The following is a 21,976-nucleotide window of genomic DNA, read 5'->3' as shown; positions in this document are numbered from 1 at the left end:
TGCTACTGCACCTTAGGAAACAGGCGGGCTTCGCCCAAGGTAGAGATATTTATACCTTCACAGGTTAATTAAGTTGTCTTTCAAGGCGATGGCGAGCGCCTGCTCCCGGGTCGACGCGCCCAACGCCTTGCGCGCCAGTGAGAAATGCTTGTTCACCGCCGCTTCGCTGATGTTGAGACGTTCGGCGATGCGGGCCGTCTGACACCCGTTGGCCAGCAACTCCAATACTTCTTGCTGACGTTGTGAAAGGACCTGGGTCATTGCTTTCAACTTCAGATTTGCTTGGGAATGAATGGGGTCGGTAATAGACGTGGCCAACAAGGCCGCCAGCATCGTCAAATCGACGTCGCTGTTGTTGTGTGCGGCCTGCATTGTGTCGCCGGAACACAGCGTCACATAGACCCCACGCCGCCCGGGCTCGCCAAATCGAGACCCGATCAATGAGGCCAGCCCGGCGGATTTCAACCCGTGATCCAGCGCATATTCCTTGTCGGATCGCGCATCCACGCGTTTCATCTGGCCGGATTCGACAATGTGGTATTCGTTTTGCCAGGCCAATGTCTCGAGCATGGCATCCACCGACATGTAGTCTTCTTCGAGATACTCGGTGATCCAGTCATCCGGCATGTTGGTGTTCATCCAGAAGATCTGCTTTTTGATCCCGTCAGCCTCACCAACCAGGATCGCCTCAATACCCTGCTTTTGAGATTGCGCGACTGCTTCATTCCATCGGTCTTCTGCGGAGGTAAGTCCGGCCAAAGCATCAACAAAGTCAATCAGCGCGTTTTTCATGACGGCCAGCGGCGTCCACTTCACTTGTTAAATTCACGTTTGATCAACAAATAGAGAAATTAAAATTTAGTCAACATTTTGGTGCTTTTCAGATCGGGAAGAGGCAGTTTATTTTCAAAGACTTGACCAGAAATGCAGGCTTGCAAACATTCATATAATTTGTATCGTTTTGAGAGAAGCTGCCAATTTCTCGAAATATGCCACGACAAATAATTTTGATCACGTGGTCGATGTTTTTCTCGGACTGTATTTGCTTGCGATACAGACTCGTCAAATTACCCTCACTGTCCGCGAGCAGCCAGGGCCTGCCTAAATTGAACTCACACTAAAACCAATCCCCCAAGGCCTGCTGCCACATGGTCAGCGCGGCTACCGCCGCCGTATCCGCACGCAGAATTCGCGGGCCGAGGCTGACCACGTGCGAAAAAGGCAGTGCGGTCAAACGGGCGCGCTCTTGGTCCGAGAACCCGCCTTCGGGGCCAATCAGAATGGCCCAGGGCTGGCCTTTTTCCTGCGCGGCCAATCGTAGGGCTGAACCGACCTCAGCCTCATTGCAGAACATCAATTGCCGATCCTGAGGCCAACTATCCAGCACGCGGTCCAGCTTTTGCAGCTCCGCGACCTCGGGCACAAAAGTACCGCCGCATTGTTCCGCGGCCTCGACCGCATGCGCCTGAAGCCGGTCCTGCCGGATACGCTCGGAGTTTGTGTACTCCGTCTGCATAGGCAAAATGCGCGCGGCCCCCATTTCTGCGGCTTTCTCGACAATAAAATCCGTCCGCGCTTTCTTGATCGGGGCAAACAGGAACCACAAATCCGGCGGAAGTTGCAAAGGCTTGGTCTGCTGCAAGCAGGACAGAACGCCGCCGCGCTTGCCCGCCTCAGAGACTTCGGCCAGCCATTCGCCATCCCGACCATTGAACAGGGCAATCTGCGCGCCGACGGATTGCCGCATCACTCCAAACAGGTAATGCGCCTGCTCACGCGTCAAAGGAACCGATTGCCCCTGACCCAAGGGCTGCTCTACATACAGTCTGATCTTCGCACTCATGAGACCCTACATATGCAAGGCAATGCTCCAACACCAGACGGTCAGGTCGCTGATGCTGTCACCGGCAATTGGGTGGACACCCGCGCGCCCGCCTTCACCCGCCCCTACCTGCGGCTGAGCCGGGCGGACCGGCCAATCGGAACGTGGCTGTTGCTGATCCCCTGCTGGTGGGGGCTGGCGCTGGCAATCCTCAGCGATGGCACGCCACGGCTGGAGGATGCATGGATTGCGATCGGCTGTGCTATTGGAGCATTTTTGATGCGCGGCGCGGGATGCACGTGGAATGACATCACCGACCGCCATTTCGACGCGCAGGTCGAACGCACAAAATCCCGTCCGCTCCCCTCGGGTCAGGTCAGCGTGCGGCAAGCCGTGATCTGGATGGGTCTGCAGGCTCTTATATCGCTGGGCATTCTGCTCAGCTTCAATACTGCAGCTATCCTCATGGGCGTTCTGTCGCTGGTGCCAGTTGCCCTCTATCCCTTTGCCAAACGCTTTACGTGGTGGCCGCAGGTGTTTCTGGGGCTGGCCTTCAACTGGGGGGCGTTGCTGGCCTGGGTGGCCCATACCGGATCGCTGGGCTGGCCTGCGGTGACGCTGTATCTGGCGGGCATCGCGTGGACGCTGTTCTACGACACGATCTATGCGCATCAGGATACCGAGGACGACGCGCTGATCGGTGTCAAATCCACCGCGCGGTTGTTCGGGGCGGATACGGCCAGATGGCTAAAGTACTTTCTGATCGCCACAATCTCTCTGATGGGGCTGGCGATCATTGACGCAGGCGTGCCGGAGTCGCCGTTCTGGATTGTCACGATTGCGTTGGGCGGACCATGGGCCATGGGCTGGCATATGCTATGGCAGCTGCGCAATCTGAACATCGAGGACAATGCCAAATTGCTGATGCTTTTCCGGTCGAACCGGGATACCGGCCTAATTCCGCTGATCTTCCTCTGCGTCGCGCTGCTGCTCTGATTGCACCTGCGCGCCGGGGCCTGTACAACCCCGCCCAAACGCCCGAGGAGTCTGAAGCCCGCATATGCGTCTGCCCTATTTTGTAGCTGTTTGCCTGATCTTTCTCGTCTCTGCCGGTCTGTCCCTTTTGGCTGCGGGCTTTGCCGTGACAAAGGTCGAGGACGCCTCGGAATTCGCCGTCCGGCGCGCGCTGGACCTGAAAGGTCACAACTGGGCCGAGGTCGAATCCGACGGCCTGCGCGTTATCCTCACTGGCACAGCGCCGGATGAGGCGATCCGCTTCAATGCCCTGACCGCCGCCGGAACCGAGGTCGACACCTCCAGGGTCATTGATGAAATGGATGTGGCCGCCACATCGGCGCTGGCCGCCCCCAGGTTTTCCGTGGAAATCCTGCGCAATGACAGCGGTGTCTCGGTGATCGGCCTGATCCCGGCCAGCGAGGACCGCGAGTCCCTTATGGACGGGTTGCAGGCGCTGGACAGCCGCCATTCCGTCTCGGATCTGGTCGAGACCGCCGACTATCCGAAACCCGACGGCTGGGATGATGCGCTGGCCTATGCCGTGCTGGCCCTGTCCGACCTGCCGCGCGCCAAGATCTCGGCCAGCCCCGGCCTTGTCCGGATCACCGCGATTGCCAACAGCCAGCAGGAAAAAGAGCGGCTGGAGCAAGATCTGACGCGCGCCGCGCCGCCAAGCGTGCGGATTGGTCTATCCATATCAGCCCCGCGTCCGGTGATCACGCCCTTTACCCTACGCTACCTGATTGACGAGGCCGGAGGGCAGTTCGACGCCTGTTCTGCCCAGGATGAAGACGCCCGCGATCAGATCATCGCAGCGGCGGAGGAGGCCGGTCTTGCCGGACCCTCCTTCTGCACCATTGGTCTGGGTGTGCCCTCACCCCGCTGGGCGGAAGCCGCAGAACAGAGCATCAACGCGCTTGCCGAAATCGGGCAAGGATCGGTGACGATGTCGGATGCGGATATCACTCTGGTCGCAGCTCAAGGCACGAACCCGGCGCTGTTCGACCGCGTCGTGGGTGAGCTGGAAAACGCCCTACCCGAGGTGTTCGCCCTGCATGCCGTTCTGCCCGAACCCGAAGTAGCGGATGAGACCGGACCCATCGAGTTCTCTGCCACCCGCAGCCCCGAGGGCCTGATCCAATTACGCGGCCGCGTTGGTGACGACGTCCTGCGCGACATGGTCGACAGCTACGCCCGCGCGGCGTTTGGGTCCGACAATGTTTATACCGCGACCCGCATCACGTCGGACCTTCCTATGGATTGGCCCGTGCGCGTTCTGGCCGGGCTTGAGGCCCTGTCACAACTGCATAACGGCGCACTGACCGTAACGCCTGAGCTGGTAGACCTGAACGGCATCAGCCATGATGAAGAGACCAAGGCCCGGATCGCGGGTCTGTTGTCAGACAAGCTGGGTGATGCGCAGAACTTCACCCTGTCGATCACCTATGTCGCCCCGCCCGAACCCGAAGACGCGCTGCCCGATCCTGAACTCTGTGAAGAAGGTATCGCCGAAATTCAGGCCGCCAGCAAAATCGCATTCGAGCCGGGCTCGGCCACCATCGCTGCGGAATCGCGCGATACGGTCAATCAGATCGCCGATATCTTGCGTGATTGCGGCCCGATCCGGATGGAGATTCAGGGGCATACCGACAGTCAGGGCCGGGAAGAGATGAACCAGCAACTCAGCCAGGCGCGGGCGCAGTCAATCCTGAACGAGCTGCGCGGACGGCGCATTCCGACCTCAAGCTATACGGCCGTCGGTTATGGCGAAACACAGCCCATCGCCGACAATGACACCGAAGAGGGCCGCGAAGAAAACCGGAGGATTGAGTTCCGCCTGATCCGGCCGGAACCCACCGAGGCCTCGGAAACCGGCCTCGAGGCGCTTGAGGCCGGGGCGGAAGACCAGACCGAGACGACCGCGCCGGATGCGGAAGCAGAGGACCAGTAAGTTGAACAGAGTAGAATTCATCATCGCCACCGCCGTCATCCTGTTCGCGGCTTTCTGTATGGGATGGTTTGCCAATTGGCTGGCCCATCGCCTGTCCCGCGTGCGCCAAAGCGACGTGGCCGATCTGGACCGTATGAGCCAGGAACTGCACGAGGCCGAGGAAACCCGCGACCAGGCCATCACCTATCTGCAGCAGCGCGAGGCTGAGCTGACCAACCAGCTGACCCAGACCGAGGCAGAACTGGCCGCCGCCATGGACGGCCTCCGCGCCGCCCGGCAAGAAGCCGAAGAACTACGCGGACGCATCAACAACGCGGACTAGAAATTCCACTCGGTTGAGATCTTCGCGCTGACCGGTTGTTGAATGTCATACGAATCTCACCCAACCTTCATAGATGGATCAGCAACTAGGTGATCTCTCGACATCGCAACGCGCGCCAGTCAAACACCTTTGGAGCACGAACTAGACGCAGAGGTGCCGATCAGTCCGAAGCACTTTAGAGAATGTCGACTAAGGCCGCTTGCCGGCAATTCCGCAAGGGCAAAACTGCATGTCCCTGCTCGCGGCGTCAGACTGCCTTTAAAGACTATTCCGATGTCAGTTCGCCCGCCTGCATCGTCTCAGGTTGCTTTCGTCTCGTTATTTTGTACATCCAGAATGGGGTATTTTTTTGACGCTGGAGGCAGCTTTGAAGAGAGTCAAACGTCGCCTGTTGCCGTGTTTGGGGGCTAGCCAGATATTCACTCTGTGTTTTGCGTTGCTGGCAAACAACGCGAATGCGGTTGAACTACTGAGTCCGCGTGAATGTGAAATAATTGATAACTATCAGAAAAGCGAAGACATGACGTTCGCCGATAGATTCTCAATGATGGTGCATCAGCGCGAATTTTGTTTTTCGGAAGGGGGAGTGTGCAGTGCTAAGTTGCACAAAAGAACGGAAGACTATTTTTTGGTCGTAAGGGGTGAGAAGCGATTTCCGTCAACGGAAATAGCCTTTGTCGCGGAAGACGCTTTGTTGAAGACGCTGGAAGAAATAAGTTCCGTGACCGGTGTCCGTGCCATTTTTGAAAAGCCGAAGAACGCTGATAACTTTATCTTCTTGGTCTTTGTTGACAAAGATTTTGCATCCCGTCGGTTTCAAGAACATCTAAATGCGTGGATAGCTCCACCGAGTGTGGCGGCAAACTCGGAAGAAAAAGGTCAGCTAGAGGCACTTTTTAGGGAGTTTCTCAAAACAGATCAAAGTTGCGTCGCAATAAATCATCTTACGACGCACGGTCGCATTGAAAGAGCTCAAATATGGATCCGGACAGACATTGACGAAGTGACAATGAGGCGGTGCATATCTGAGGAATTCTACAATACTTTTGGGATTTCTGAAGGTGTGGAGGTCGGCAGCATCTTTGACTACGAGTTTTCGCATAGTCAGGGAGATGTTGAATTGTCGGATTTTGACTTACTACTACTAAAAATTCTATATCGGGATGAATTTGGCGTTGGCACTTTGATTGAGGAAACTAAGAGTAGCGTCGAAGAGCTTATAGGTAGCAGTTGTCCGGAAAAATCTTAGTATGCCGTTTGCATCCTTGAGATGCCAACTACTCCGGGGCTTAGGTCAATTCTTCTAAAGTAGCTTTGTCCCGCACAGCCGGTATTGGGCTAGAAATACTTGACGCTTGGGTCGATGGTGCGTGTTGGGGTAAGATGCTTTTGTTCAGAAAAACCGCATCAAGAAGCCTAGAATTGCGATTTTCCATCCCACCGCGTCAGGGCGTCTTCGTCTTCGTCCTTCGCGGCCACCCATTCGGCACCCGATTTGGTGATCTCTTTCTTCCAGAACGGAGCGCGGGATTTCAGGTAGTCCATCAGATATTCTGCCGCCTCGAACGCGTCCTTGCGATGCGGTGCGGCTGTCGCGACCATCATGATCCGATCGCCCGGAGCCAGCCTGCCGTGGCGGTGGATCACCAGAACATCACCCAACGACCAACGCTCCTGCGCCTCCTGCGCGATCTTGGTCAGCGCGCGTTCGGTCATGCCGGGATAGTGCTCGATCTCCATCACATCCAGATCGCCGGAGGCCAGATCGCGCACGACACCCGTGAAGGTCACGATCGCCCCGTTGGCGTCGTCGCCCGCTGCAAAGGCGTTGGCCTCGGCCCCCAGATCAAACGCCTCTTCCTGAACCGCGATCCGCATCTCAGCCGCCCGTCATCGGTGGAAAGAACGCAACCTCACGCACTCCGGCCAAGGGGGCATCAAAATCCGACAGCTCCTGATCCAAGGCCACTCGAAGCGCAGAGAGATCGGCAAAGGCCGCAGCATAGCGGTCCTCACGCGCGCTGAGTTCGGCCACCAGATCAGACACGGTCGCAGCTTGTGTTTCGACCTTTTCTTTCGGCAGGCCGATGCGTTCGCGGACCCAGGCGAAATACAGCACGTCCATCGGTTAGCTCTCCTTCAGATGCGGCATGGCTTTACGTAGGTAGTCATAGCCGCTGATCAATGTCAGCGTGGCGGCAATCCACAGCAGCCACAGGCCAATGCGCCCTGACCAGAACATCCCTTCAAGGTGCCAGCGGATGTTGTTGATATCTTCAGCCTCTCCGGTCAGGACCTGATCTATGATCGTAGGGTCCATGCCGAAGGTGGCCATGACGAAGTTATGCTCAAAAATCCCCTGCGAGAACAGGATGGCGATGGCAAACATCTGGGCCGTCGTCTTCCACTTGGCCAGTTTGGTCACTTTGAGCGTTCCGGCGACATCACCCAGATATTCACGCAGGCCCGAGACGAACACTTCGCGAAACAGGATCACGGTGGCCGGCAGCACTAGCCACGGGGTCCAATGCTCGGTCGAATAGCCAACAAGGATCATCAGCGCGATCACCACCATGGCTTTGTCGGCAATCGGATCCAGCATCGCGCCCATCTTGGTTTCCTGCTTCCACGCCCGCGCCAGATAGCCATCGAACCAGTCAGTGATCGCGGCGGACATGAACAGGATGAGGGCAAACCAGTCGGCATAAGGGCGGGTGAAATACAAAAACATCACAGCCAGACCGGGCGCGGCCAGCAGGCGGAGCAAGGTCAGAATATTGGGCAAGTTCCACTTCATGAAACGACCCTACATCGCCACCCAAGGACAGAAAAGACAGACAAATGAAAAACTGACCGGTTCACAGAGGGTTGTGGGGCAAAAAGTCAAAGGGTCGCAACCAGGAACTCTCGGCCAGTTACAGCTTGGCCCGCGGCGGCTTTGCGGTCAGATTGGCGCACGGCTCAGCAGCGACGGAAGACCATGACCGCACATATTCGAACCGACCCCCGATCGAACCTGATCGGAAGCGCGTGGATGATCGCGGGCATGGCACTGTTCGCGCTCGAGGATGCGCTGTTGAAAGGCGCCTCGGCGCATTTGCCGATCTGGCAGATCCTGATCCTGTTCGGTTCCGGTGGCGCGATCATCTTTGCCGCCGTCGCCCTGCTGCGTGGCGCCAGCTTGTTGCATCGGGATGTGCTGTCACGGCCCATGAAAGTGCGTGTTCTGTTCGAGATTCTGGGACGGATGTTCTATGTGCTGGCGATCACGCTGACGCCTTTGTCAGCGGCAACCGTGATCCTGCAGGCGACCCCTCTGGTCGTGGTGGCAGGTGCCGCGCTGTTCTTCGGCGAAACCGTCGGTTGGCGACGGTGGAGCGCCATTCTGGTCGGTCTGATCGGCGTGGTGGTCATCATTCAACCGACCGGAGACAGCTTCTCGGCCCTGTCGATCCTGGCTGTTCTGGGTATGCTTGGCTTCGCCGGGCGTGATCTGGCCAGCCGCGCCGCACCCGCGACACTGGGGACCGAGGTCTTGGGCTTTTACGGCTTCCTCTGCATCATCGTGGCTGGTCTGGCCTATCAGTTCTGGGAAGGGGTGCCGATGGCTCCGCTGGACCTGAACACGAGCCTGCACGTAGGCGGAGCGATCCTGATGGGCACTGCCGCCTATGCCTCGCTCATGAAAGCCATGCGAACGGGTGAGGTCTCGGCCGTTACACCGTTCCGCTATTCTCGCCTGCTGTTTGGCGTCGGGCTGGGCGTAGTGATGTTTGGCGAAACACTGGATCAGACCATGTGGATCGGCAGCGCACTGATCGTGGCCTCGGGGCTGTATATCCTGTGGCGCGGCCGAAAGGCCTAGCCCTTGTCGTGGAAGAAATCATAGACCTTCTGCGCCAACCCGGCCGAGATCCCCTCGACCGCTTTCAGATCCGCCAGATTGGCCCGGCTGACCGCCTTGGCACTGCCGAAATGAGTGAGCAGCGCACGTTTGCGAGCGGCCCCTACACCGGGGATTTCATCCAGTGGTGTCGCGCCCACGGCCTTAGCCCGTTTTGCACGGTGGGTTCCGATGGCAAATCGGTGCGCCTCATCCCTCAAGCGCTGGATGAAATACAGCACGGGGTCGTTGCGCTTCAGGGCAAAAGCACGCTGACCGATCCGGTGGAATTCCTCTTTGCCGTGATCCCGATCAACGCCCTTGGCGACGCCGACCATTGGGATGTCTTCAACGCCATGCTCGACCATGATCTCATGCACGGCACTCACCTGCCCGGCCCCGCCGTCGATCAGCAGGAGATCGGGCCACATGCCCTTTTCGCGATCCGGATCTTCCTTTTGCAGACGGGTGAAGCGGCGGGTCAGCACCTCTTTCATCATCCCGAAGTCATCGCCGGGCGTGAGGTCATCGCCGCGAATATTGAACTTGCGATAGGCGTTTTTCATGAACCCCTCGGGGCCAGCGACAATCATGCCGCCAACCGCATTGGTGCCCTGAATATGCGAGTTGTCGTAGACCTCAATTCGACCCGGCGGGTTATCCAGATCAAATGCCTCAGCCACACCGCGCAGCAGTTTGGCCTGTGTGGCACTTTCCGACATGCGGCGGGCAAGCGACTCGCGCGCGTTGCGTAGGGCTCCAGCGACCAGTTCCTGTTTCTCACCGCGCTGCGGGATGAGGATTTCCACCTTGCGTCCGGCTTTTTCAGTCAGCGCTTGTTCCATCAGGTCGGCGTTTTCGATTCCGTCCGACAGGATCAGCTGACGCGGTGGTTCCTTGTTGTCGTAGAACTGGCCGAGGAACGCCTCCATCACCTCAGCCGGGGACACATCCGCGCCGACACGAGGGTAGAAATCCTTGTTCCCCCAGTTCTGGTTCGCGCGGATGAAGAACACCTGCACACAGGCCTGCCCGCTATCCATATAGAGGCCAATCACATCCGCCTCAGTCACGCCGCGCGGGTTAATGCCTTGGCTGGTCTGCACCTGCGTCAGCGCACGAATACGATCCCGCAGACCGGCGGCGCGTTCGAACTCCATTGCCTCGGAGGCGGCCATCATCTGTTCGGCCAACTCCTCTTGCACCTTAGTGGACCGGCCCGAAAGGAAGCGTTCGGCATCCTTGACGCTTTCGCGGTAGTCGGCTTCCGAGATCAGCCCGACGCATGGCCCCGAACACCGCTTGATCTGATAGAGCAAGCAGGGGCGCGTGCGGCTGTCGAACATAGAGTCCGAGCAGTTGCGCAGAAGGAATGCCTTCTGCAGTTGGTTCAACGTCCGGTTCACTGCACCCGCGCTGGCAAACGGGCCGAAATATGCGCCCTTCTCTTTCTTGGCGCCACGATGCTTTTTGATCTGAGGATAAGCATGATCCTTGGCGACCAGAATGTTCGGGAAACTCTTATCGTCGCGCAGAAGCACGTTGTACTTGGGCTTGAGCTGCTTGATCAGGTTCTGCTCCAGCAGCAGCGCCTCGGTCTCAGTCCGCGTGGTCAGGAACATCATTGAGGCGGTCGAGGCGATCATCTTCTCGATCCGTCCCGAGTGCCCAGGCCGCGTATAGTTCGACACCCGCGCCTTAAGGTTCCGCGCCTTGCCAACGTACAGAACCCGACTGTCCGCATCCAACATCCGATACACACCGGGCGAGCTGTCCAGCGTTTTCACATAGCGCTGAATGCAGGCATAGCCGGTGGGCTGAAGCTCGGGTGTCGATTCGTCCTGGGTTGTCATGGGCCTGAGATATGATTCTCTGTCTATGGCTGCAATCTTGGGCGCTTCAGTTCAAGAGAAAACAAATCCACGGTTTCTGTGGATAAGTATGAAGATAAGTTTCCGTGAGCGCGGATTCTTCCTTGTTTCCTTGCTTGTTCGTTAATTTGCACAAAAAACAGGCACATGTTTAAGTGTTTGTTTTTTATATTTATTTTTTTATGCACTTAGCAAGTGTATGAAAAATAAGACGTTTTTGTAACGACTAAGTAACGCAAATGAGAGCGGTGCAAAACTTGCAGCAGATTTACTTATTCTACGCCCAGCACGTCAGGCGTTTGCCACCCCAGATGCTGCCCGCCATCCACACACAAAAGCTGCCCCGTGACGGCATGCGCGTCCAGAAAATAACCCAAAGCTGCGGTGATATCTGAAGGGTTCGAGCCCCGCTCCAGCACTGTATTAGCGCGTTGCGCTTTGAAGTGCTGTTCGCTCTGACGATGGCCCTGCATGGTCGGTCCGGGGCCGATGGCGTTGACGCGGATAGCGGGTGTCAGCGCCTGAGCAGCCGTGCGCGTCAGCGCCCACAGGCCCATCTTGGCGATGGTGTAGCTCATGAATTCAGGCGTCAGTTTCCGCACTCGCATATCGACCATGTTGACGATCAAGCCAGAGGCCTGCGGCTCTCCCTGCGCATCCGTCTCGGGCTGTAAACCCTGCTCGGCCATGGCCTGTGTCAGAACGAAAGGCGCGCGCAGGTTGCTGTCGAGATGCCGGTCCCAACTTTTGCGCGTGGCCGTGTGGATATTGTCATACTCAAAAACCGACGCATTGTTGACCAGACAAGTGATCGGCCCACCCAGAGCCTCAGCCGCGCGAGGCAGCAGGGCGGTCACCTGTTCCTCATCCAGCAGGTCGGCCTGTAGCGCCACAGCTTTGCGGCCCAGCGCCCGAACTTCTGCAACCGTCTCAGCCGCAGGTTGTTCCGAGGTCGCATAATGTACGGCTACATCATACCCGCGCCCTGCCAGATAAAGGGCCATGGCTCGGCCCAAGCGGATGCCGGCTCCGGTTACTAGCGCTCGGGACATGGATACCTCTTTCCGTCAGATCACATCAGCAATGTGGTGACATAAAGCGCATAAAGGAAAGTCAACACCAGACCCCAGATCCGCGAAATATCCTGTTTGAAGAACACAAACGGGATCAGCAGAAGCGATGCGCCCAGCATGACCCACAGGTCGAATTCAAGGAATTCCGGATCGACCGGGATGTTGCCGAACCACGTGGCAATACCGACGATGGCCAGCAGATTGAACATGTTCGATCCGATCACATTGCCAAGCGCCACATCCGCCTGACGCCGTAGCGCCGCCATAACGGTCGTTGCCAATTCGGGCAGAGAGGTCCCGACCGCCACAAGTGTCAAACCGATCACCGTCTCGGTGATCCCGTACATCAGGGCGATTTCAGTGGCGTTTTCGACCAGCAGATGCGCGCCCATGGGCAGGCCAATCAGGCCAAGGATCACGTAGATCGAGATCTTCCAATAGGGCATGTTCGGATCGGCCTCTTCCAGACCGTCCAGCTCTTCGTCGTCGGCACATGCCCCGGCTGCATCAGCGCAGGCTTTGCGATGCGCCTTGGCTTCGCGAAACGCGTTCCACAACACCAGCCCAAGGGCGGCCAGCAAAATGGCGCCGCTGATCAGATTGAACACCCCGCAGAAGGCCAATCCGATGAAAAGAACCGTTGCCAGCAGCATGAAGACATAGTTCTTGCGACTATCACATTCGCTGGTGTGCAGGGTCGCCAACAAGGCAGGCAGGCCAAGAACCAGAAGGATATTCGCCGTGTTCGATCCGACAACGTTGCCCAGCGCAATGCCCGGCGCGTTTTCCTGCAGCGCGCTGATCGCAATCAGCAGCTCGGGTGCCGATGTGCCAAACGCCACAATGGTCAGGCTGACGATCAGGGCGGGCACACCCAGCCGCAGGCTCAGGTTCACCGCGCCGCGCACCAGCGCATCACCTGCCAGCAGCAAGATCAGCAATCCAAGGCCGGAGAGCAGCCATGCCGTCATGTCCGGCCTCCTTTTTCACAGGCGCAGGGGCCTTTGCCGATCCTGAACCGCCCGCAACGCGGACATTTGGCAGAACTCAGCCGGTTTTGCCCCGGAAAGCGCAGCTTGCCGAACATCGCCAAAACACCCATGGCGACCAGAAACAGAGTGACGATCTTGATGATCACGCTACAGACCGAAACGCGCGAAGGCCGCCCGCTCCTCTAGCCCCGCTACGGCGTCCTGCGCCAGCGCGGCCCCGAAACGTGACCAAAGTGGTTTACGCACGCCGTAACGGCGGAACTTCACCTTGTCGCCGAAACGCTCCTGCATCTTGGGTTTCAGATGGGCGATGCCTTCGATCAAGCCCAGCTCCTGCGCGCGTCGCGCCAGCCAGATTTCACCAGTGAACAGATCAGCATCTGCGTCCAGCTTGTCCCCACGACGGGTTTTGACATGGGTGATGAAATTCTCGTGGATGTCTTCGAGCAGGCGTTCCAGCCGCGCGACATCCTCTTCCTTTTCCGGACGGAACGGGTCGAGCATGGATTTAGATTTCCCGGCCGTATGAACGCGCCGCTCAAAACCCTGTTTCACCAGAAACTCATGTGCGCCGAACCCGGCCGAGATCACCCCGATCGACCCAAGGACCGAGCTGTCATCAGCCCAGATCTCATCCGCTGCCGCCGCCAGCCAATACCCGCCCGAGGCCGCAACGTCTTCGACAAAGGCCACGACCGGTATCTCAAGCTCTTCCGACAGCCGCCGGATACGCGCGCCGATCAGAGAGCTTTGCACAGGCGACCCGCCGGGCGAGTTGACCTCGAGCGCGACGGCCGCAGGCTTGCCTTTGCGAAAGGCCTTTTCCAGCACAGGTGCCAGCGAAGTATCATTCAACGCGCCACGCCCGGCCATACCGATGGCACCGGACAGGCGAACGACGGCCACAACGGGCGGTTTTTTGATAAAAGGCAGGCTGAGTTTCATGGGTGCCGATGTAGAGTGCCCCCATCGGCTAAACAAGGGACTCGCCGAATGCAAAACGCGGCGTTAGACAATTTCCTCACACCGATGGGCAAAAATGCAACGCACTAGCTGCGGATGCGCCAGCCTGTTTTGAAGATCCACCAGATGATCGCAAGGCACAGTGCGGTGAAGGCCACGATGGCCAAAAGGCTGAACACGATCGGTACATCTGCCAGCCCATAAAACGACCAGCGGAAGCCCGAAATCAGGTAAACCACCGGGTTGAACAAGGTGATCGTCTGCCATAGCGGCGGCAGCATCGAGATCGAATAGAACGTGCCCCCTAGAAAGATCAGCGGTGTGACAACCAACTGCGGCACCAACGACATCTGCTCAAAGTTACTGGCCCATATCCCGATTATGAACCCCAACAGCGAGAAGCTTAGGCAGGACAGCACCAGAAACGCGGCCATCGCCAGCGGATGCTCGATCCGGATGTCGACGAAGAATGTCGCGGTCGCAAGGATCACCAGACCGACGAACAGCGCCTTGGTGGCGGCCGCGCCTACGTAACCTATGACAATCTCGATGAAATTGACTGGGGCGGAGAGCAACTCATAGATCGTGCCCAGAAACTTGGGAAAATAGATCCCGAACGAGGCGTTCGAGATCGCCAGCGTGACTACCGACAACATGATCAGCCCTGGTACGATGAACGCCCCGTATGAGACGCCCTCAACCTCTTGAATACGGCTGCCGATGGCCGTGCCAAAGACCACGAAATACAGCGAGGTCGACAGGACCGGCGACAGAAAGCTCTGCGCCAAGGTGCGGAAGAACCGGGCCATCTCAAACCGGTAGATGGCGGCAATGGCGGTCCAGTTCATGCAGCCTCTCCCGATACCAGATTGACGAAGATCTCTTCCAGACTGGATTGCTTCGTCTGCACATCCCGCAGGACCAACCCCGATTGGGCCACGTCATTCAGCAGCGTTGTGATCCCGGTCCGATCCGCATTGGTGTCATAGGTATAGATCAGCGCATCGCCATTTCCGTTCAGCACCAGATTATGCGCGGCCAAACCGTCCGGGATGGCCGAGATTGGCTCGGTCAGCATGACCTCGATCTGTTTCTTACCCATCTGCGCCATCAGGGTATCCTTGTCCTGAACCAGCAGCAGCTCACCCTTGTCGATGACGCCCACACGGTCAGCGATGGCTTCGGCTTCTTCGATGTAATGCGTGGTCAAAATGATGGTGACGCCCGCCTGCTTCAGCTCGGCGACGATCTCCCACATATCCTTGCGCAGCTCGACATCGACACCGGCGGTGGGCTCATCCAGAAACAGAATGCGCGGTTCATGAGCCAAGGCTTTGGCGATCAGAACGCGACGCTTCATGCCCCCGGACAGTTCCTTGATCGCGTTCTTGCGTTTATCCCACAACGACAGTTTGCGCAGGATCTCTTCGATCCGCGCGCTGTCATTGCCATAGCCAAACAACCCTCGGGAAAAACGGACCGTGTTATAGACCTTCTCGAACGGCTCCAGCGCAATCTCCTGCGGCACCAGCCCGATCATTTTGCGGGCGGCGCGGAACTCGGCCTGGATATCGTGCCCACCGACCGAAACACTGCCCGAGGTCGGCGTGGTGATCCCGCAAATGGTCGAGATCAGCGTCGTCTTCCCCGCCCCGTTCGGCCCGAGCAGAGCAAGGATTTCGCCTTCCTCGATGTCCAGCGACACGCCTTTCAGCGCCTCGAACCCGTCAGCATAGGATTTGCGCAAGTCCTTGATCGACAAAATGGTAGCCATGCCTGTTTCCCCGTTCTGGCAGAGACCCTATCGTTTCGCCTCCCGGTGGAACAGGCCAATTTCGCACAGAGCTCTGCGCGGAATTGCTGTAGGGTCCGGGGAACGCTGCACTTACCGGAGATATCCATGCTGAACGGAATACGCATTATCGAGATCGAAGGCTTGGGCCCCGGCCCTTTCGCGGCCATGCTGCTGGCTGATCTCGGCGCGGATGTGATCACCATCCACCGCAAGGGCGGCAGTGTGACACCCGGCATGCCGGAACGCTCGGTGCTGGACCGCGGCAAACGGTCAATTGCGCTTGATCTCAAGGATGCAACCGACTTGAACACCGCCAAGGACCTCATCACCACCGCCGACGCACTGATCGAAGGCTTCCGCCCCGGCGTGATGGAGAAACTGGGACTAGGGCCTGACATCTGCCACGCAATGAACCCCAAACTGGTCTACGGCCGCATGACCGGCTGGGGACAGGAGAGCCCTTTGTCCAAAACCGCCGGGCATGACCTGAACTACATCGCCCTTTCGGGCGCGCTCTGGTACGCGGCACAACCTGAAACACCTCCGCAAACCCCAGCAACCCTCGTCGGAGACATTGGCGGAGGCGCGATGTATCTGGTCACCGGCCTCCTCGCCGGTTTGCTCAACGCCCAGCGCACCGGTCAGGGCACCGTCGTCGACGCGGCCATCTACGATGGTTCGGCGCATATGATGAACCTGCTGATGAGCATGCGCCAAACCGGCAACCTGTCCGAGACCCGCGGCCAAAGCCTGCTCGACGGCCCACATTGGAGCCGCACCTACCGCTGCGCCGATGATGGCTTTGTCACAGTCCAATGCCTTGAGCCAAAATTCTACGCCGAACTCCTGAACATTCTGGGCCTGTCACAAAACCCCGACTTGCAGGAGCAATTCAACCCCAAGCTCTGGCCGGACCAAACGAAGAAACTGACAGACCTATTTCTGAGCAAACCTCGAGACCACTGGGCCGCGCTGTTTCACGAAACCAATGCCTGCGTCGCCCCAGTCCTTGATCCGGTCGAGGCACAAAACCACCCCATGAACACCGCCCGCCAAACCTGGCAAACCGTGGATGGCACCTTGCAAGCCGCCGCAGCGCCCCGTTTCTCGACCACGCACTGGAGCGCCAAACCCAGCCCGGCCCGAGGCGAACACACCCAAGACATTCTGGACGAACTCTCCGGCCAAGACCGATCCGCCCCTTCATCTGGCTAAAAATATCCCGGGGGATGAATTGGCCAAAGGCCAAGAAGGGGGCTGGCCCCCTTCCTTTACCGCCCGCGCACCGTGTCGATCATCAACTGCACGTTCTCAGGATCCGCATCCGGCGTAATGCCGTGGCCGAGGTTGAAGATATGCGGCCCTTTCGAGAACGCCTCAACAATCCGCCGCGTCTCATCCACCAGCGCCTGACCGCCCGTCACCATATGGGACGAGGCCAAATTCCCCTGCACACAGCCATCCACCTGCACATGCGCCGCCGCCCAGTCAGGCGCGACCGAGTTGTCCAGCGCCACACAATCCACACCGGTTGCCTTGGCAAACCCGACATAGCCCTCGCCCGCCTCGCGCGGGAAACCAATGACTGGAATACCGGGATGACGCGCCTTAATGGCCTGCGTGATCACGCGACATGGCTCAACCGCGTATTTCTGGAACGCGTCGCCTTTCAGCGACCCGGCCCAGCTGTCAAATATCTTGACCACCTCAGCCCCGGCTTCGATCTGAGCCGAAAGATACTCGATCGTCGCCAATGTAATCCGCTCCAACAGAGCCTCGAACAGAACGTTATTCTCCTCGCGCAGCGCATGCGCAGGACCCTGATCAGGCGTGCCGCGCCCTGCGATCATATAGGTCGCGACAGTCCACGGCGCGCCTGCGAATCCGATCAACGTCGTCTCGGCGGGCAATTCCTTCGACAGGATACGCACAGTTTCATAGACCGGGGACAGGGTCTCATGAATGTCCTCAACCGGCTTCAACACGTCAAAATCGGATTGCTGCGTGATCGTCGAAAGGCGCGGGCCTTCGCCTGTGACAAACCACAAATCCGCCCCGAGCGCTTGGGGAACCAGAAGGATGTCAGCAAACAGGATCGCGGCGTCAAACCCATAGCGGCGAATGGGCTGCAACGTGACCTCGGCCGCCAGTTCGGGATTGTAGCACAGCGACAGGAAATCCCCGGCCTGCGCGCGGGTTGCGCGGTATTCCGGCAGATACCGCCCGGCCTGACGCATCATCCAGATCGGCGGAATCTCCTGAACCTCTCCGGCCAGTTCCCGCAGCAATTTCTTCGTCTCAGCCATCATCGCCCTCAATCTTGCGTTTCGCCCACGGGTCGGCGCTCAGTGGCAATTTGTCAAGCACTGCCCCCATTGTCAGGGCAATGTGACGCGACTAAAGCTGTGCCCATGACACTGACTCTGCCCACCCCCGCATCGCCGCTGAAAATTGGCACCCGAGGCTCTCCGCTGGCTTTGGCACAAGCCTATGAGACCCGCCAAAGGCTGCGCGATGCGTTCGGGCTGAGCGATGAGGCGTTTGAGATCGTGGTGATCAAAACCACCGGCGACAACCGCGCCATGATCGACGCGGATCGCCCGTTGAAAGAGATCGGCAACAAAGGCCTCTTCACCAAGGAAATCGAAGAGGCAATGCTGCGCAGCGATATCGACATCGCCGTCCATTCGACCAAGGATATGCCGGTCGAACAACCCGCTGGGCTGGTGCTGGATACGTTCCTGCCGCGCGAGGATGTGCGCGATGCGTTCATTTCCCCGCACTTCACCTCGATCCACGACCTGCCTGAAGGCGCCGTCGTCGGCACCTCTTCCCTGCGCCGTCGGGCGCAATTGCTGAACCGCCGTCCTGACCTGAATGTGGTCGAATTTCGCGGCAACGTTCAGACCCGCCTGAAGAAACTGGCGGACGGTGTGGCCGATTGCACCTTTCTCGCCATGGCCGGCATCCGCAGACTGGGGATGGAGGACGTCCCTGCCACCGCGATTTCAACCGACGATATGCTGCCCGCCATCGCACAAGGCGCGATCGGCATTGAGCGCCGCGAAACAGACAGCCGGGCCGCCGAACTGCTTGAGGCGATTCACCATTCGGAAACAGGCCAACGTCTGGCGGCGGAACGTGCGCTGCTGGCCGGTCTGGACGGGTCTTGCGAGACCCCTATCGCCGGGCTTTGCGAAATCGAGAACGGCCAAATGCGGCTGCGGGGTGAGGTTCTGCGCCCCGACGGGTCCGAGTCCATCGCGGAAAACACCACAGGCGCAATCGAAGACGCCACCGAGATGGGCCGGGCAATGGCCGACACTCTGCTGCGCCAGGCAGGCCCCGGTTTCTTCGATTGGAAAAAAATATGATAAATTTACCTTAAGTGAACTTCTTCACTGTGGCCTTTGCAAAGATGTGGCAGTAATAGGCCATACCGGTTGCAAGACTGGACAGCCTCGAAAGTATCGAAAGTTTTCAGATTGTTGGTGTTTTAATCAGTATTCGAGGGGGCGAGGCTACGCCCGGACTGCAATAGGTGAACGGGTCGCTGTTAGAAATGACAGCGGCCCGTTTTCTTTTGTGCAACACTGTTTTGATCAGCCCAGTGCCGCGACCGCTTGTTTCACGGCGTCTCGCGTTTGCTCCAGATCGGCCTCAGTCACCGCCAGAGACGGGTAGAGTTTGCCCGGAGATTTGAAAATCCCGTTCGCCCGCAGGACATCATTGTAAAGTGCATTCCGTTTGGGGTCGTCATGCCGCGCGCTGCGGTAATCGCGGCAGGGGTTTGCCGTGAAATAGACATCAAACAGCGTTTCATCGCCGCAGATCTGATGGGGAATGCCCGCCTTGGTCAGCTCATCCACCTGCATCTGCTGCAAGGCCGCGCCGGTCGCGCGCAGCTGGTCATATGTCCCCTCGCGTCGCAGAATCTCCATCGTTTTCAACCCGGCGACCGAGGCCACTGGGTTACCTGACAGAGTGCCCAGTTGCATCAGCCATCCGGCCTCACCCACCTGCGATTTGTCGAAATGTTTCATGATCTCAGCGCTTGCGCCCAGCGCGGCCAGAGGGAAGCCCCCACCGGTGATTTTGCCCAACGTGCAGATATCGGGCGTCACGCCGTACCGTTCCTGTGCTCCGCCATAGGCCAGACGGAACCCTGTGACGATCTCATCAAAGATTAGCAGCACATTGTATTTGTCACACAGCGCGCGCAGGCCCTGCAGATATCCCGGCAGCGGAGGGATGATGCGCTGCAACGGCTCGGCCATGATAGCCGCGATTTCGTCATGTTCGTTCAGCAGCGTCTCAACGGCCTCAAGGTCATTGAAAGGCGCGATCAGCATCTGGTCGGCGACGCCTGAGGGGATGCCCGCACTGTCCGGCACGGCTTGCGGGAAATTCACCTCACGGCTTGGAGCGAGACTCATCTGCGCCTCGGCGCTCATGCCGTGATAGCCGCCTTCAAATTTCAGGATCTTATCCCGACCGGTATAGGCGCGCGCCAGACGGATCGCGTACATATCCGCTTCGCCACCCGAGGCGACAAAGCGCACCTGTTCACAGCAGGGCACGGCGTCGATGATCGCCTCGGCCAGTTCGACACCTTTGCTGTTATTGGCAAAGAAGGTCATGCCCTTGGGCAGTTGCTCCAGAACGGCCTCAAGCACTTCGGGGTGGCCATGACCCAAAAGCATCGGGCCGGAGCCGATCAGGTAGTCGATGTATTCGTTGCCATCCTCATCCCAGACGCGGCTGCCTTCGCCGCGTGAGATCATGATGCCGGGGTCGAAATTGCCGAAGCCACCCGCAGGCAGAGCCGCCTTGGCGCGGTCGATCCATTCGGATTGAGTGTTGATCTTGAGCATATCACGCGATCTCCATCGTCAAGAAAATCAGAGTCTGTAAACGGCCGCCGGGGCGCCCAGAGCGTCTTCGTCGGGATGCACACCAAGGCCGGGCGTGTCGGGCAGATGCAGATGGCCGTCCACGTTGCGCGGGCCGCGCCCGCCTGCGATGTCGACGGTGATCATGTCCTGACAGGCCCAGACGGCGTGGCAATTGTCATCGGGTATGGTGGCGGCCAGATGCAGCGCTTCGGTATCGGCCAGCACGGACCCTCCTGTCGCCATGACAAACATGTCGATCCCATGAGCCAACGCAATGTCCCGCATCCGCGCAGCCTTGGTCAGCCCACCGACCCGGTTCAGCTTGATCCCGAATATTTCGGCCAAACCATCCCGCGCGATCCGGGCCGCGTCCTGCAATGTGACAAGCGATTCATCCACCGAGACGGGCGAGGCATGTTTCGCCGATATCGCTGCGATGTCGTCCAGCGTCTCTCCCGGCTGCTCGAACATGACGTTCAGGTCCTCACATGCGCTCATCACCCGCAGGGCCTGTTGCCGGGTCCAGCCCCGGTTAACGTCATAGAGGACAATCTCACCTGGTCGGCGGAGGCTTTCCACATCCCGAACACGAGCGATGTCTCTCTCCACATCGCCGCCGATCTTAACCGAATGCGCGATGTAACCCCGGCTACGATAGCGTTCGATGACTTCGCGGGTTTCTTCAACGGTCTTCGCCCCGACGGACGAGGCAATCGGGCGCGGCGTTCGGGAGCCTCCGCCCATCAGATCGGCGATGGGCAGGCCCGCCGCCTGACCGGCGATATCCCAGCAAGCCATATCGATCGGGCTTTTGGCATATAGGTGACCGGGCAGCGCGAGGTCCATCGCGCGCTCAACCTCCAGCACCTTGCGGGGGTCAAGACCCAGAATGAACGGAGCCATGGTTTCGATCCCGGCCCGGATACCCGGCCCATGTGCCGGCACATAAGTATGGCCCCAAGGGGTACCTTCGCCCCATCCCGTAACGCCCGCATCCGTTTCAACCTTCACAATCGTTGCGTCGAGGTTTTCGAACTTCAGCCGCCCACCAGACAGCCAGTAGGGATGCTCCAGCGGCAGATCGACCTGAAAGACCGTTAGTCGAGTGATCTTCATTTCAGTTCCACTTCCACGAAAGACATGGGGTGGTCCCCTGCATTGATCACATTGTGCTCGACCCCTTGGTCCCGGCGATATGATGTTCCGGCAGGCACTGTCACCTCATTGACGGTTCCATCAGGCAATTCCAAACGCATGTGGCAATCGGTGACGGCGGTGATCACATAGTCCATCGCGTGGCGGTGCCAGCCGGTTTCGGCACCCGGGGCAAAGTTAAACCGCGTCACTCGTACGCGCGCGTCGTCAATCATCTGGGTTGCTTTGGCTTGGTCT

The 21,976-nt window shown here is 58.6% G+C and carries 23 protein-coding genes; 7 read left to right on the top strand and 16 right to left on the bottom strand.

Annotation, left to right across the window (positions count from 1 at the left end):
• Positions 1–57: 57 nt before the first annotated feature.
• Both J7394_RS07855 and J7394_RS07850 read right to left on the bottom strand, forming a co-directional pair.
• Positions 58–792, bottom strand: coding sequence for a helix-turn-helix transcriptional regulator (locus J7394_RS07855; RefSeq protein ID WP_209252149.1), 735 nt, complete (start codon positions 790–792; stop codon positions 58–60).
• A gap of 325 nt (positions 793–1,117) precedes the next feature.
• Positions 1,118–1,843 carry a 16S rRNA (uracil(1498)-N(3))-methyltransferase gene (locus J7394_RS07850; RefSeq protein ID WP_209252148.1) on the bottom strand — a complete coding sequence of 242 codons (726 nt, stop codon included), beginning with the start codon at positions 1,841–1,843 and terminating at the stop codon, positions 1,118–1,120.
• Positions 1,844–1,855: 12 nt separating this feature from the next.
• Between J7394_RS07850 and ubiA the strand changes: the two genes are divergently transcribed.
• From ubiA to J7394_RS07830, 4 genes are all read left to right on the top strand, one after another.
• Positions 1,856–2,818 (top strand): 4-hydroxybenzoate octaprenyltransferase, encoded by a 963-nt coding sequence (gene ubiA / locus J7394_RS07845; protein WP_209252146.1) that lies wholly within the window; start codon positions 1,856–1,858, stop codon positions 2,816–2,818.
• 64 nt (positions 2,819–2,882) lie between these two features.
• Positions 2,883–4,790 (top strand): OmpA family protein, encoded by a 1,908-nt coding sequence (locus tag J7394_RS07840; protein ID WP_209252144.1) that lies wholly within the window; start codon positions 2,883–2,885, stop codon positions 4,788–4,790.
• A gap of 1 nt (position 4,791) precedes the next feature.
• Complete coding sequence (locus J7394_RS07835; protein WP_209252142.1) at positions 4,792–5,112, top strand: hypothetical protein; 321 nt, start codon at positions 4,792–4,794, stop codon at positions 5,110–5,112.
• A gap of 349 nt (positions 5,113–5,461) precedes the next feature.
• Positions 5,462–6,361 (top strand): DUF2927 domain-containing protein, encoded by a 900-nt coding sequence (locus J7394_RS07830; RefSeq protein ID WP_209252140.1) that lies wholly within the window; start codon positions 5,462–5,464, stop codon positions 6,359–6,361.
• Between the two features lie 167 nt (positions 6,362–6,528).
• Here J7394_RS07830 and J7394_RS07825 read toward each other — a convergent pair whose 3' ends face one another.
• Genes J7394_RS07825 through pgsA form a run of 3 tightly spaced genes read right to left on the bottom strand, consistent with a single transcriptional unit; the run spans position 6,529 to position 7,909 of the window.
• Complete coding sequence (locus J7394_RS07825) at positions 6,529–6,990, bottom strand: molybdenum cofactor biosynthesis protein MoaE (RefSeq protein ID WP_209252138.1); 462 nt, start codon at positions 6,988–6,990, stop codon at positions 6,529–6,531.
• Between the two features lies 1 nt (position 6,991).
• Entirely contained in the window at positions 6,992–7,237 is a 246-nt protein-coding gene (moaD, locus tag J7394_RS07820; RefSeq protein ID WP_170379166.1) for a molybdopterin converting factor subunit 1, read from the bottom strand.
• A 3-nt stretch (positions 7,238–7,240) separates the two neighbouring features.
• The gene (gene pgsA, locus J7394_RS07815; protein WP_170379168.1) at positions 7,241–7,909 is read right to left on the bottom strand and encodes a CDP-diacylglycerol--glycerol-3-phosphate 3-phosphatidyltransferase; all 669 of its coding nucleotides are present in this window, start codon (positions 7,907–7,909) and stop codon (positions 7,241–7,243) included.
• 183 nt (positions 7,910–8,092) lie between these two features.
• Between pgsA and J7394_RS07810 the strand changes: the two genes are divergently transcribed.
• Positions 8,093–8,977, top strand: coding sequence for a DMT family transporter (locus J7394_RS07810; RefSeq protein WP_209252136.1), 885 nt, complete (start codon positions 8,093–8,095; stop codon positions 8,975–8,977).
• Here the strand turns inward: J7394_RS07810 and uvrC are convergent.
• The 7 genes from uvrC to J7394_RS07775 all read right to left on the bottom strand — a co-directional run bounded on the left by uvrC (position 8,974) and on the right by J7394_RS07775 (position 15,668).
• The gene (gene uvrC / locus J7394_RS07805; RefSeq protein ID WP_209252134.1) at positions 8,974–10,848 is read right to left on the bottom strand and encodes an excinuclease ABC subunit UvrC; all 1,875 of its coding nucleotides are present in this window, start codon (positions 10,846–10,848) and stop codon (positions 8,974–8,976) included. The two genes, J7394_RS07810 and uvrC, sit on opposite strands and share 4 nt — an antisense overlap.
• A gap of 290 nt (positions 10,849–11,138) precedes the next feature.
• Positions 11,139–11,918 (bottom strand): SDR family oxidoreductase, encoded by a 780-nt coding sequence (locus tag J7394_RS07800; RefSeq protein WP_209252132.1) that lies wholly within the window; start codon positions 11,916–11,918, stop codon positions 11,139–11,141.
• A 20-nt stretch (positions 11,919–11,938) separates the two neighbouring features.
• Positions 11,939–12,910: a calcium/sodium antiporter gene (locus tag J7394_RS07795; protein WP_209252130.1), complete on the bottom strand. Its 972-nt coding sequence runs from the start codon at positions 12,908–12,910 to the stop codon at positions 11,939–11,941.
• Positions 12,907–13,077: a hypothetical protein gene (locus J7394_RS07790; protein ID WP_209252128.1), complete on the bottom strand. Its 171-nt coding sequence runs from the start codon at positions 13,075–13,077 to the stop codon at positions 12,907–12,909. Before J7394_RS07790 ends, J7394_RS07795 begins: the two co-directional genes overlap by 4 nt.
• Position 13,078: 1 nt before the next feature.
• Positions 13,079–13,876: a S49 family peptidase gene (locus J7394_RS07785; RefSeq protein WP_170668301.1), complete on the bottom strand. Its 798-nt coding sequence runs from the start codon at positions 13,874–13,876 to the stop codon at positions 13,079–13,081.
• A 104-nt stretch (positions 13,877–13,980) separates the two neighbouring features.
• Positions 13,981–14,742: an ABC transporter permease gene (locus tag J7394_RS07780; RefSeq protein ID WP_209252126.1), complete on the bottom strand. Its 762-nt coding sequence runs from the start codon at positions 14,740–14,742 to the stop codon at positions 13,981–13,983.
• On the bottom strand, positions 14,739–15,668 hold the full coding sequence (locus J7394_RS07775; RefSeq protein ID WP_209252124.1) for an ABC transporter ATP-binding protein: 930 nt from the start codon (positions 15,666–15,668) through the stop codon (positions 14,739–14,741). Before J7394_RS07775 ends, J7394_RS07780 begins: the two co-directional genes overlap by 4 nt.
• Positions 15,669–15,794: 126 nt before the next feature.
• Here J7394_RS07775 and J7394_RS07770 point away from each other — a divergent pair, with 126 nt between their 5' ends.
• Entirely contained in the window at positions 15,795–16,904 is a 1,110-nt protein-coding gene (locus tag J7394_RS07770) for a CaiB/BaiF CoA-transferase family protein (protein ID WP_209252122.1), read from the top strand.
• A gap of 56 nt (positions 16,905–16,960) precedes the next feature.
• Here J7394_RS07770 and hemE read toward each other — a convergent pair whose 3' ends face one another.
• Complete coding sequence (gene hemE / locus J7394_RS07765; protein WP_209252120.1) at positions 16,961–17,995, bottom strand: uroporphyrinogen decarboxylase; 1,035 nt, start codon at positions 17,993–17,995, stop codon at positions 16,961–16,963.
• Between the two features lie 105 nt (positions 17,996–18,100).
• On the opposite strand from hemE, the gene hemC reads away from it, so the two are divergent.
• A complete protein-coding gene (gene hemC / locus J7394_RS07760; RefSeq protein WP_209252118.1) occupies positions 18,101–19,063 on the top strand; it encodes a hydroxymethylbilane synthase in 963 nt (320 codons plus the stop codon).
• Positions 19,064–19,291: 228 nt separating this feature from the next.
• Here the strand turns inward: hemC and J7394_RS07755 are convergent, their stop codons facing one another.
• Genes J7394_RS07755 through J7394_RS07745 form a run of 3 tightly spaced genes read right to left on the bottom strand, consistent with a single transcriptional unit; the run spans position 19,292 to position 21,954 of the window.
• A complete protein-coding gene (locus J7394_RS07755) occupies positions 19,292–20,563 on the bottom strand; it encodes an aspartate aminotransferase family protein (RefSeq protein ID WP_209252116.1) in 1,272 nt (423 codons plus the stop codon).
• 27 nt (positions 20,564–20,590) lie between these two features.
• On the bottom strand, positions 20,591–21,700 hold the full coding sequence (locus J7394_RS07750; protein WP_170707041.1) for a mandelate racemase/muconate lactonizing enzyme family protein: 1,110 nt from the start codon (positions 21,698–21,700) through the stop codon (positions 20,591–20,593).
• Positions 21,697–21,954 (bottom strand): cupin domain-containing protein, encoded by a 258-nt coding sequence (locus J7394_RS07745; RefSeq protein WP_209252468.1) that lies wholly within the window; start codon positions 21,952–21,954, stop codon positions 21,697–21,699. The genes J7394_RS07750 and J7394_RS07745 overlap by 4 nt, the downstream gene beginning before the upstream one ends.
• Positions 21,955–21,976: the final 22 nt, after the last annotated feature.

This window comes from Ruegeria sp. R13_0 (assembly GCF_017743995.1).
GTDB lineage: Bacteria > Pseudomonadota > Alphaproteobacteria > Rhodobacterales > Rhodobacteraceae > Ruegeria.
Note: the sequence above shows the minus strand (reverse complement) of the source record. Positions and strands in the feature narration are given on the sequence as shown.